The organism is Actinomycetospora aurantiaca, from assembly GCF_037401875.1.
Lineage (GTDB): Bacteria > Actinomycetota > Actinomycetes > Mycobacteriales > Pseudonocardiaceae > Actinomycetospora > Actinomycetospora aurantiaca.
Genome location: NZ_JBBEGN010000025.1, coordinates 1 through 11,713 on the forward strand (window position 1 = coordinate 1; position 11,713 = coordinate 11,713).

The 11,713-nt window shown below is 73.9% G+C and carries 11 protein-coding genes; 8 read left to right on the plus strand and 3 right to left on the minus strand.

The genetic code is table 11. The features are described 5' to 3' along the window. Positions 1-210 precede the first annotated feature (210 nt). The 6 genes from WCD74_RS27710 to WCD74_RS27735 all read left to right on the plus strand — a co-directional run bounded on the left by WCD74_RS27710 (position 211) and on the right by WCD74_RS27735 (position 8,409). Positions 211-1,701, plus strand: a complete 1,491-nt coding sequence (locus WCD74_RS27710; RefSeq protein WP_337698149.1) for an aldehyde dehydrogenase family protein — start codon at positions 211-213, stop codon at positions 1,699-1,701. Continuing rightward, the gene (locus tag WCD74_RS27715; protein ID WP_337698150.1) at positions 1,698-3,239 is read left to right on the plus strand and encodes an APC family permease; all 1,542 of its coding nucleotides are present in this window, start codon (positions 1,698-1,700) and stop codon (positions 3,237-3,239) included. The genes WCD74_RS27710 and WCD74_RS27715 overlap by 4 nt, the downstream gene beginning before the upstream one ends. Positions 3,240-3,241: 2 nt before the next feature. Continuing rightward, a complete protein-coding gene (locus tag WCD74_RS27720; protein WP_337698151.1) occupies positions 3,242-4,810 on the plus strand; it encodes a GMC family oxidoreductase in 1,569 nt (522 codons plus the stop codon). 10 nt (positions 4,811-4,820) lie between these two features. Then, positions 4,821-5,642, plus strand: coding sequence for an AAA family ATPase (locus WCD74_RS27725; RefSeq protein WP_337698152.1), 822 nt, complete (start codon positions 4,821-4,823; stop codon positions 5,640-5,642). 84 nt (positions 5,643-5,726) lie between these two features. Further along, a complete protein-coding gene (locus WCD74_RS27730) occupies positions 5,727-6,554 on the plus strand; it encodes a HalD/BesD family halogenase (protein WP_337698213.1) in 828 nt (275 codons plus the stop codon). 28 nt (positions 6,555-6,582) lie between these two features. Beyond that, a complete protein-coding gene (locus WCD74_RS27735) occupies positions 6,583-8,409 on the plus strand; it encodes a choline/carnitine O-acyltransferase (RefSeq protein WP_337698153.1) in 1,827 nt (608 codons plus the stop codon). 28 nt (positions 8,410-8,437) lie between these two features. Here WCD74_RS27735 and WCD74_RS27740 read toward each other — a convergent pair whose 3' ends face one another. Genes WCD74_RS27740 through WCD74_RS27750 form a run of 3 tightly spaced genes read right to left on the minus strand, consistent with a single transcriptional unit; the run spans position 8,438 to position 10,099 of the window. Further along, positions 8,438-8,881, minus strand: coding sequence for a hypothetical protein (locus tag WCD74_RS27740; protein WP_337698154.1), 444 nt, complete (start codon positions 8,879-8,881; stop codon positions 8,438-8,440). Next, on the minus strand, positions 8,878-9,291 hold the full coding sequence (locus WCD74_RS27745) for a hypothetical protein (protein ID WP_337698155.1): 414 nt from the start codon (positions 9,289-9,291) through the stop codon (positions 8,878-8,880). The genes WCD74_RS27740 and WCD74_RS27745 overlap by 4 nt, the downstream gene beginning before the upstream one ends. Positions 9,292-9,310: 19 nt before the next feature. Further along, positions 9,311-10,099 carry a class I SAM-dependent methyltransferase gene (locus tag WCD74_RS27750; RefSeq protein ID WP_337698156.1) on the minus strand — a complete coding sequence of 263 codons (789 nt, stop codon included), beginning with the start codon at positions 10,097-10,099 and terminating at the stop codon, positions 9,311-9,313. 45 nt (positions 10,100-10,144) lie between these two features. On the opposite strand from WCD74_RS27750, the gene WCD74_RS27755 reads away from it, so the two are divergent. Both WCD74_RS27755 and WCD74_RS27760 read left to right on the plus strand, forming a co-directional pair. Continuing rightward, entirely contained in the window at positions 10,145-10,996 is an 852-nt protein-coding gene (locus WCD74_RS27755; protein WP_337698157.1) for a siderophore-interacting protein, read from the plus strand. Between the two features lie 22 nt (positions 10,997-11,018). After that, positions 11,019-11,711, plus strand: coding sequence for a hypothetical protein (locus WCD74_RS27760; protein ID WP_337698158.1), 693 nt, complete (start codon positions 11,019-11,021; stop codon positions 11,709-11,711). The last annotated feature ends 2 nt before the right edge of the window (positions 11,712-11,713 follow it).

Sequence of the window (11,713 nt, forward strand, 5' to 3'; positions counted from 1 at the left end):
CACGTCCCACCCCGACCGCACGAGCCCGCAAGCCGCCGCGAGCCCGCCGATGCCCGCGCCGACGACCACCGCTGTGCCCATCCACCCGCGTACCCACCGGACCCGACCGCGGAGTCGAGACCTTCACAAGACGGCGGGAGGTGACATCATCGTGAGCTGTCGGTACCCGGATCGGAGCATCCGGGTGACTACTTCGAGGAGGCGCACCGCGTGGGGCAGCTGTACATCGACGGAGCGTGGACCGACGCCGCCGAGGGCGGACGCCGCGAGATCCGCTGCCCGGCGGACGGCCGGCTGGTCGCCGAGGTCAGCGAGGCGACCGCCGTCGACACCGAGCGCGCGATCGGGGTGGCCCGGGCCGCGTTCGACGACGGCCGGTGGTCGCGGGTCCCGGCCGCCGAGCGCGGCGCGCTGCTGCTGCGCGTGGCCGAGCTGCTGCAGCGGGACAAGGCGCGGCTCGCGGAGGCCGAGACCCGCGACACCGGCAAGCGGCTGGTCGAGTCCGAGATCGACATGGACGACATCACGAACTGCTTCCGGTGGTTCGGGAACCTCGCGGCCACCGACGACGGCCGGCTGGTCGACACCGGGATGCCGGACGCCCGCAGCAAGGTCGTGCACGAGCCCGTCGGCGTGTGCGGGCTGATCACGCCGTGGAACTACCCGCTGCTGCAGACCGCCTGGAAGGTCGCCCCGGCCGTCGGCGCCGGGTGCACGTTCGTGCTCAAGCCCAGCGAGCTCACCCCGCACACCGCGATCATCCTGATGGAGCTGCTGGCCGAGGCCGGCCTGCCCGCCGGCGTCGGGAACCTGGTGCTCGGGGCGGGTGCGACGGCGGGTGGCCCGCTGTCGACCGACCCGCGCGTGGACATGGTCAGCTTCACCGGGGGCCTGGCCACCGGGCGCACCCTGATGGCCAACGCCGCGGCGACGGTGAAGAAGGTCGCCCTCGAGCTCGGCGGGAAGAACCCGTTCGTGTGCTTCGCCGACGCCGACCACGAGACCGCCGTCGACAACGCCCTGACCGCGATCTTCCTGCACTCCGGGCAGGTGTGCTCCGCCGGTGCGCGGCTGGTGGTCGAGGAGTCCGCCCACGACCGGGTCGTCGACGACCTCGTCGCGCGGGCGCAGCGCATCGTGCTGGGCGGGCCGGACGACCCGGCCACCGAGACCGGCCCGCTGATCTCCGCCGCCCACCGCGACAAGGTCGAGGCCTACGTCGCGCGGGGCATCGCCGAGGGCGCGGTGCTGCGCTGCGGCGGGGAACGCCCGACCGACCCCCGCCTCGCGGACGGCTTCTACTACCCCCCGACGATCCTGGACCGCTGCACCCAGGACATGTCGGTGGTGCACGAGGAGTCGTTCGGGCCGGTGCTGACCGTCGAGACCTTCACCGACCTCGACGACGCCGTCCGCATCGCCAACGACACCGAGTACGGCCTCGCCGGTGCGGTCTTCTCGGCCGACCACGGGGTGTGCGAGGAGGTCGCCGGGCGGCTGCGCCACGGCACCGTGTGGATCAACGACTTCGGGCCCTACGTGCCCGCCGCCGAGTGGGGCGGCTTCGGCCACTCCGGCTTCGGCCGCGAGCTCGGGCGCGCCGGCCTCGCGGAGTACCAGGAGGCCAAGCACATCTGGACCAACACCCGGCCAGGGCCGACCGGGTGGTTCCCCTCCTCCACACCAGGGAGTGGTTCGTGACCAGCACCGACAGCACCGACAGCCAGGACATCGACGAGTTCGGGTACAAGCCCAGCCTCGTCCGCTCGCTCGGCAGCTTCCACACGTTCGCGGCCGGGATCAGTTACATCTCGATCCTCACGGGGACGTTCCAGCTCTTCTACTTCGGGCTGGGCTCCGGCGGGCCGGCCTACTGGTGGTCGTGGCCATTGGTGTTCCTCGGCCAGCTGATGGTGGCGCTGTGCTTCTGCGAGCTCGCCGCCCGGTTCCCGGTCGCCGGGTCGATCTACAACTGGACGAAGCGCCTGACCAGCCCGCACGTGTCGTGGCTGGCCGGCTGGACGATGCTGACCGCGTCGATCGTCTCGATCGCCGCGGTCGCGCTGGCGCTGCAGGCGACGCTGCCCGAGCTGTGGTCGGGGTTCCAGTTCATCCCGATGTCCGGTGACGACGACACCGGGGCGCAGGCCCTCAACGGCGTCATCCTCGCGGCGCTGCTCATCGTGTTCACCACCGCGATCAACGCGTTCGGCACCAAGCTGATGGCCCAGATCAACGCCGCGGGCGTGTTCATCGAGCTGATCGCGGCGGTGCTGCTGATCGTCCTGCTCGCGATCAACATCGTGCGCGGCCCGCAGATCGTGCTCGACACCGGAGGCATCGACGCGTCCGGCCGGCCGCTCGGGTACGCGGGCGCCTTCCTCGTCGCGATGTTCGCCTCGCTCTACGTCATGTACGGGTTCGACACGGCGTCGTCGCTGGCCGAGGAGTCGCACGACCCGCGGCGCAACGCCCCGAAGGCGATCCTGCGGGCGCTGTTCTTCTCGTTCCTGCTCGGCGGGCTCATCCTGCTGTTCGCCCTGATGTCGGCGCCCGATCTGGCCGATCCCGCGTTCAGCTCGCTCGGGGGGCTGCAGGCCCTGATCCTCGCCGTGCTCGGACCGGTCGGCGGGTCGGTCATCCTCGTGGCCGTCGTCATCGCCGTGGTGGTCTGCGCGCTCGCGGTGCACGCCGCCGCCATCCGGCTGGCGTTCGCGATGAGCCGGGACAACAACCTGCCGGCCGGGGCCAAGCTGTGCTCGATCAGTCCGCGGTTCGGCACGCCGGTGGTCGCGTCGGTGGTGATCGGCGTGCTGGCGATCGTCCTGCTGTTCGTCACGTTCAGCCCGCAGATCTACACCGTGGTCACCTCGATCGCGATCATCATGATCTACACGGCCTACCTGCTGGTGACGGTGCCGCTGTTGCTCAAGCGCCTGCGCGGCGACTGGCAGCCGCGCGAGGGCGCGTTCTCGCTGGGCCGCTGGGGCATCCCGGTGAACGTCCTGGCCGTCCTCTGGGGCGGGTTCATGACGGTGAACCTGGCGTGGCCGCGCAACGAGGTCTACAACGCCTCGGAGCCCTTCCACTGGTACCTGCAGTGGGGCGGGGTGCTGCTGCCCGGGGTGATCCTGGGCGCCGGCTTCGCCTACTACTGGACCGTGCAACGGCACAAGACCGGCGTCGTCGCCGCGCACGCGCGCGAGACCACCATCGACACCCCCGTCGCGGAGGCGTGAGCATGGAGACCGAGTTCGACTACGTCATCGTCGGCGGCGGCACCGCGGGCTGCGCGGTGGCCGCCCGGCTGTCCGAGGACGCCGACGTGCACGTGTGCCTGATCGAGGCCGGGCCCTCCGACGTCGGCGACGACGCGATCCTGGACCTGTCCCGCTGGATGGAGCTCCTCGAGTCCGGCTACGACTGGGACTACCCGATCGAGCCCCAGGAGTCCGGCAACTCGTGGATGCGCCACGCCCGCGCGAAGGTGCTGGGCGGGTGCTCCTCGCACAACTCCGCGATCGCCTACTGGGCGCCGCGGGAGAACCTGGACGACTGGGCGGCCGGCGGCGCGACCGGCTGGTCGGCCGACGAGTGCTACCCCTTCTACCGCAAGCTCGAGACGGCGCTGGACGGCGCCGAGCACGCAGACGCTCCCGGCCGCGGGACGGACGGCCCGGTGACGATCCGGACCGTCGGCGACCAGGACCCGTGCGGCGAGGCGCTGCTGCGGGCCTGCGAGCAGGTCGGGCTCCCGACCACGCCGTTCAACACCGGCCGCACCGTGGTGCGCGGCGCGAACTGGTTCCAGGTCAACGCGAACCCGGACGGCACCCGCTCCTCGGCCTCGACCGCCTACATCCACCCGAACCTCGACCGGCCGAACCTGACGGTGCTGACGGGCTACCGGGCGGAGAAGCTCACCATCGACACCTCGGGCCCCCGCCCGCGGATCACCGGTGCGCGCCTGCGGACGCCGGACCAGCGGCGTGCGCTGGAGGTGACGGCCCGGCGAGAGACCGTGCTCTCGGCCGGTGCGATCGACGGCCCCAAGCTGCTGATGCTCTCCGGGATCGGCCCGGCGGAGCACCTGCGCGAGGTCGGGATCGAGGTGCTGGTCGACGCCCCGGGCGTGGGCGAGAACCTGCAGGACCACCCCGAGGGCCTCGTGCAGTGGGAGGCCCTGCAACCGATGCCGACGGCGTCGACGCAGTGGTGGCAGATCGGCATCTTCGCCGGCTCCGAGGGCCGGACCACGCCGGACCTGATGTTCCACTACGGCTCGGTGCCGTTCGACCTGAACATCGTGCGCTACGGCTACCCGACCTCGGAGAACACGTTCTGCCTCACGCCGAACGTGACCGGCGCGCAGTCCAAGGGCACCGTGCGGCTGTCGTCGCGCGACTTCCACGACAAGCCCAAGGTCGACCCGCGGTACTTCTCCCACGACCACGACCGCGAGGTGATGATCCGCGGCATCCGCGTCGCCCGGGAGATCGCGGCGGCGCCGGCGCTGGCCGACTGGGTGGGCAAGGAGCTCGCGCCGGGGGAGCAGGACTCGACCGACGAGGAGCTCTTCGAGTACATCCGCAAGACCCACAACACCGTCTACCACCCGTCCTGCACGGTGAAGATGGGCGCCGAGGACGACCGGATGGCCCCGGTGACCCCGACGCTGCAGGTCAAGGGCGTCGACGGGCTGCGGGTGGCGGACGGCTCGGTGATGCCGGACCTGATCACGGTCAACCCGTGCATCACGACGATGATGATCGGCGAGCGCTGCGCCGACTTCATCCGGCGCGGGGTGTGACGCCCGGACCGTGAGCCCCGCCCGCGGCCCCGGCCGGACCCGGGTGACCGGCGCCGACGAGGCACCGCCACCCGGGTCGTCCGACGTGTTCGTGCAGCACGTCCGGCTCGGTCCCGACGCCGGGTCCGAGGGCTACCCGTACGACCTGCCGGTGGTACGCGCGCTGCGCGACACCGGCGGGCTCGGCCTCGACCGGCCCGTCACGTTCCTGGTCGGCCACAACGGCTCGGGGAAGTCGACGCTGGTCGAGGCCCTCGCCGTCGCGGTGGGTCTGAACGCGGAGGGCGGCTCGCCGAACTTCCGGTTCGCCACCGCCGACGCCCACTCCTCGCTCGGCGAGGCCCTGGTGGTGCGGCGGGGCCGCCGGAAGCCGCGCTCCAGCTTCTTCCTGCGGGCCGAGAGCTTCTTCAACGTCGTCTCCGAGATCGACCGGCTGGACCGGGAGGACGGGCCGGGCGCGTCGGTCGTCGGCGGGTACGGCGGCGTGCCGCTGCACGAGCGGTCGCACGGCGAGTCCTTCCTCGACCTGTTCGTCCACCGGTTCCGCCCCGACGGCCTCTACCTGCTCGACGAGCCCGAGGCCGCGCTGTCCCCGCAGGGCGCGATGGCGGTGCTCGCCCGGATCCACGATCTCGCCCGGCGCGGCGCGCAGTTCGTGATCGCCACGCACTCGCCGATCCTGCTCGCCGTCCCGGACGCGCGGATCCTCGAGCTCGACGACGGCGGCGCCTGGCAGGCCGTCGCCTACGACGCGGCGATGCCCGTCGTGCTCACTCGCGCCTTCCTCGCCGACCCCGCCCGGCACCTCGCGGACCTCCTCGACGACGGGTGATCGACGGGCCTCCCGGGCAGGTGTCCGTGATCGTCCCGGCCCCTAGGCTGGGACGCCGACGGAGGGGGCTCGAGCGTGATCGACGTGGTGGACCGGGCTCGTTACCCGCTCGACACCCCGGGGAGCCCCCGCTGGGTCGAGGTGGTCGGACGCGCCCGCGAGGACCTGCGGTCGACCGGTGCGACGGTGCTGCGCGACGTGGTGCGGCCGGAGCTGCGCGACCGCCTGCGCGCCGAGGGCGAGGCGGTGGCGCCCCGGGCCCACGCCACCGTCGCGCAGGTCAACGTCTACAACACCGACCCCGACCCGACGCTGCCCGCGGACCACCCCGCCGCCGTCGTCCTGGCGCGCCGCAACGCCTTCGTGGCCCGCGACCACATCCCGCCCGGCCACGTGGTCCAGCGGCTCTACGCCGACCCGGGCCTGGCCGCCCTGCTCGCCGCGTGCTTCGAGCTCCCCGCGATCCACCCCCTCGACGACCCGTTCTCCGGGCTCACCCTGAACGTCGTCGCACCGGGCGACGACCACCCGTGGCACTTCGACACCAACGAGGTCGCGGTCAGCCTGCTCACCCGGGCCCCGGAGGCCGGCGGGACGTTCGAGTACTGCCCCGGCATCCGGGCTCCGGGCCAGGAGAACCTCGCGGCGGTCCGGGCGGTGCTCGACGGCGACCGGGCGCCGGTCCGGCACATCGACCTGCGTCCGGGGGACCTGCAGCTCTTCCGCGGCCGCTTCGCGCTGCACCGCGTGACGACCGTGCGGGGCGCCACCGCGCGGCACACGGCGATCCTGGCCTACAGCGACCGCCCAGGCGTGGTGGGTTCGCCGGCCCGGACGCGCCAGCTCTTCGGCCGGGTCGCGCCCGTGCACCTCGCCGGCGCGACGGCGCGCAGCGACGCCCTGCTGGACTGACACCCGCCCGACCACCCGGAGGACTCCCATGCCGGACGGCACCCCCAGCACCCCCAGCACCCCCAGCACGTTCGCCCTGGAGGACGACCTCCCGCGTGTGCCCGTCCCCGCCCTGGCCGACTCCGCGGACCGGTTCCTCGCGTGGAGCTCGCCGCTGCTCGACGACGAGCAACGGTCCGCGACCCGCGCGGCCGTGGACCAGCTCCTGCGGACCGACGGCCCCGGGCCGGTGCTGCAGGCGGCGCTGGAGGAGTACGCGACCGCACCCGGCACCCACAGCTGGCTCGACGAGTTCTGGGAGTCGCGCTACCTGGGCCGCCGCGACCGCATCGCGCTGAACGCGAACTTCTTCTTCCTCTTCCGGGCGAGCAGCGATCCCGCCGAGCAGGACCAGGCGGGCCGGGCCGCCGGCCTCGTCCTCGGCGCGCTGGACCACCAGCGGCAGGTCGACACCGGGGCGCTGCCGCCCGCCCGCCGCCGCGGCGAACCGATGACCATGGAGCAGCACAAGTTCCTGTTCTCGGCCACGCGCATCCCCGCCGAGGAGCAGGACACCGCGCGCACGCCCTACACGGACGCCTGGCCCGGCCCGTCGCGGGAGCGCCACGTGGTGGTGTTCGTCCGGGGCCACGCGGTCCGGCTCGACGTGCTCGGTGCGGACGGGACGCCGCACACCGCCGCCGAGATCGCGGACGCGCTGCGTGGGCTGCTCGCCGGGAGCTCCGACCCCGGGCCCGGCGTCGGGCGGCTGACCACGAAGGCCCGCGCCCCGTGGGCCCGGAGCCGGCAGGCCCTGCTCGACGAGCACCCGGCCAACGCCGCCGCCCTCGCCGAGATCGAGACCGCGCTGTTCTGCGTGAGCCTGGAGGACGGGGCGCCCCCCGACGACCGGACGCGCGGCCGGGAGCTCCTCGCCGGCGACGCCGCGAACCGCTGGTTCGACAAGGCCGTCACGTTCGTCGTGTTCGCCGACGGCGAGGCCGGGATCAACACCGAGCACTGCCGTCTCGACGGGACGACGGTGCTCGCCCTCGTCGACGGCATCTTCGCCGCGTCGACCGCCGAGCACGCCGACCGGCTCGGTGCCCGGGAGCAGGGGGAGCCCGCGACCCGGGAGATCCGGTTCGAGCTCACCGACGACCGGGCCGCCGACATCCGGGAGGCCGGCGAGGACTTCCACGCGTTCGCCGACTCCGTCGCCACCGGCCTGGTCGTGTTCGACGAGCACGGCAGCGACCGCGTCAAGGCGCTCGGGGTGTCCCCGGACGCCTTCGCCCAGCTCGCGTACCAGCTCGCCCACCGCCGCGCGAAGGGCTTCACCGGCGCGACCTACGAGTCCATCGCCACCCTGCAGTTCCACCACGGGCGCACCGAGGCCATGCGCGTGGTGACCCGGGAGATCCTCGCGTTCGTCGACGGGATGGACGACCCGGCCTCCGACGACGACGCCCGGCGCGACGCCCTCGCCGCCGCCGCCGACGCCCACGGACGGCGGGCGCGCGAGTGCCAGGCCGGGCAGGCGCCCGAGCAGCACCTCTGGGAACTCTCGCTCGTCCAGCAGCGTCGCGGCGCCGAGCTCGGGGCGACCGAGCCGCTCGAGGTCGTCTCCTCGCCGGGCTGGCTCGTCATGCGCGACGACTACCTCTCGACCAGCTCCGCCCCGTCGGTCAACGTGCGGGTCTTCGGCTTCGGCTCCACCAGCCCCCAGTGCATCGGCGTCGCCTACGTGCTGCTGCCCGACCGCTGGATCGTGCACCTGAGCACCCCCGCCGCCGTCGGCGAGCAGATGGAGCGCTTCGCGGACGAGCTGCGGCGGGCCGTGGACGAGATCGAGGCCCTGCTCGCCACCCGCTGACGCGCGGGACTCCCGACGGTCTCGCGGCTCAGCAGTCCTCGACCGGCCCGGTCGACGGCGGCATCCCGCCCGGAGGAGCGGTCGCGTCGGACGCCCCGGCCCCGGAGACGACACTCACCGGCCCCTCTGGGCCGTCCAGCGTCACCACGTCCGCATCCGGGTCCCGGAACCGCGCGTCGAGCCAGCCGACGCGCACCGTCCGGGGCCCGACCCACGCCACGGTCACACCGGCCGCCGAGGCCGAGCGGCTCGCGCCCACCACCCGGAGCACCGGCTCGTCGGCCGCGGCACAGCCGTGCGGCGGCACCGTCACGAGGTAGCCGAACGGTGTCGAGGCGCCGGCCGAGGTCTGCACCACCACCGCGTCCAGTGCCCCGTCCGGCGAGGGCACCCGCACCACCTCGGTGCGCTCGACGTCCGGGGCGCACCCAGCGATCGTGAGGACGGCGACGAGGGCGGCCAGACGCTTCACCGTCGCGCCATGACACAGATGTCGGCGACGACCGCGACGCCGACCGCGGCCATCCGCGCGCGGTTGAGCACGAACCAGCGGGCCACGAGTCGGTCCTGCTCCGTCGCCGCCTCCCGGAGCGGGAGGACCACGGTGCGCACGAGAACGACGGAGACCGCCGACGCGAGCGCCGTGGCCAGGGCCGAGGCCCCGACGACCGGGTCGCGCCGATGCCGCACGAGGGCGCCGGCGGTGGCGGCCACCGTCGGCGGCCCGACCAGCGCGTAGAAGAACGGCGGCCGACCCGGCTCGAACACCGACGACGGCGGGTCCGCGGCCCACCGCTCGATCGTGCGGCGACGGGCCTCGACGCCGTTGCCGACCAACCATGCGAGCCGCCCGACCAGTCCCGTCGTCAGGAAGAGGTCCACGCCGTCCGATGATCGGCGGTCAGGAGCAGAAGTCCAACGCCCAGAAGGCCGGGCGGTGGTTCCCGACCCACGGCAGGCGCATCGCCAGCTGCGGGAGCGGGCGGCGGAAGGCGCCGCGCCCGGACGGCCACGGCAGTTCCCGCACCGCCGCGACCCCGGGCACGCGGAGTCGCCGCATCGCGGAGACCGAGATGCCCCACGGCATCGGAGGGGCCAGGTAGTGCTCGGTGAGCGAGAGCCCCTCGAGGGTCCGCCGGCTGAACCACGGCGGGATCGTGTCGAGCAGCATGCGCCCGCCGGGGAAGCGGGCCGCGCACGCCGCGATCAGGCCCAGCGCCTCGGCCTCGGTGAAGTACATCAGCAGTCCCTCGGCGGTGATCAGCACCGGGAGGTCGTCGGGGACCGCGTCGGTCCAGGCCAGGTCGAGCGCCGAGCCCGCGACCGGGATGCCGACCGGCGGCAGGAGCGCCGCCCGGAGCGCCTGCACCTCGGGCAGGTCCACCGACACCCACGCCACCTCGCGGCCGATCCGCCAGTAGGAGGTCTGCAGTCCCTCACCGAGCGCGACGACCGCCCCGCCGCCGGCGTCGAGGAACTCGATCGTCTCCGCGTCGAACACCCGCGCCCGCAGCGGGTGCATCTGCGAGGGCGACCCGAACCGCTGCCGGTAGGGGTACTCCAGCGCGTCGCAGAGCCGGGTGGCCCACGGGTCGGGGAAGGTCGGGTCGACGGCGCGGTTGAACAGGGTCCACAGCGCCGTCTCGGGCACGCCGGTGAGGGTGACCGTCCGGTGGTCCGCGTCCGTCATGGTCGGTTAGGCTAGCCTAAGTTCGCCGACCCGAGGAGGGTGATGATGACCGCCGAGGCGACCACCACCGGTACGCCGTACGCCCTGCGTCACGCCGAGGTGCTCGAGGCGCGGCGGATCAGCCCCGCCGTCGTGCGGGTGACGCTCGGGGGCCCCGACCTGGACGACCTGCCCCACGCGGCCCCGGACGGCTACCTCAAGGTGTTCTTCCCGCTCGGCCGCGGGGAGGTGCCGGCCCTGCCGGAGGTCCCGGCCGACGGCGACATCGGCCGCTGGTACCGCTCCTACCTCGCGATGCCCGACGGCGAGCGTCCGCCGATGCGGACCTACACGCTGCGCCGCCGCCGCGACCACCCCGGCGGGGTGGAGATCGACGTCGACCTCGTGCTGCACGGCGACGGCCCGGGCTCGACCTGGGCGCGGGACGCCGCCGTCGGCGACCGCGTCGCCTTCACCGGTCCGTACGGCCTGTACGCGCCGCGCGACGAGCACGACGCGGTCCTGCTCGTCGGCGACGAGACCGCGGTGCCGGCGATGGCCGCGATCGTCGAGTCCCTGCCGGCCGGCACGCACGCCGAGGTGATCGCCTCGGTGTCCTCGGCCGCCGAGACCGGCACCTTCCCGACGACGGGTGCGGTCGAGACCAGCTGGGTGCACGGCGGCCCCGCGCTGCTCGACGTGCTGCGCCAGGCCGAGCTGCCGGGCGGGCGTCCCTACGTGTGGCTGGCGGGGGAGGCCGGCGTCGTCCGCGAGCTGCGGCGGCACCTCACCCGCGAGCGCGGCGTGGACAAGCGCGACATCCAGTTCTGCGGCTACTGGCGTCGCGGCAAGAGCGAGGACCAGGCGGCCGCCGAGGCCCTCGCGGCGGCGGAACGGGGCGAGGAACCGGCCGAGTGAGGTACGTGTCAGGGTGAGACCCGTGCGCGAGCTGCTCTGGTCGACGTTCCTGCCCTGGGTGCGGATCCCCGGCACGCCGGTCTACCGCACCGTCCCCACCCCGGCCGACCTGCCCGGCTACCGGCCCTACGACGCCGGGCACGAGCTGCCGGGAGCCACGGTCGACGACACCCGGTCGCGCCGGGTGTGCGCCCGCATCCTGGCCGCGGAGCCGGAGCGGGTCGCCGAGGCCGCGGCGCTGCTCGACCGCCTCGGACTGCCGCACGCCGCCGACGAGGCGTCGTGGCGGGCGGTCGGGGAGTGGTTCGCATCTCGGGCCGCCGACGACGCGACCCCCTCGCTGGCCCTCGACCTCGGCCTGCTGCTCGGCCGGCGGATCGTCGAGACCCGGGAGGGCGCGCGGTGGGAGGCCGACGCGGACAGCGTGCAGGCCTATCCGAACGTCGTCGTCGGGACCACCGTCGTCGCCGTGCCCCTGCAGGCCGTCGAGCAGGGCACCGACCTGGGCGACGTGTGGACCACGGCGCTGGAGGCCGAGGAGTACGACCCCGCGGCGGAGTTCGTCGCGCACCTCGAACAGGCCCTCGAGGAGCAGGACGGACCGCTGTCCGACGACGAGATCGGCTGGCTGCTCGCCGAGTACGACCTCGAGGAGCTCCCCGAGGCCGCCCGGGCGCTGCTGGAACGCGACCCGGACCCGTCGTCGGGGGCCTGAGA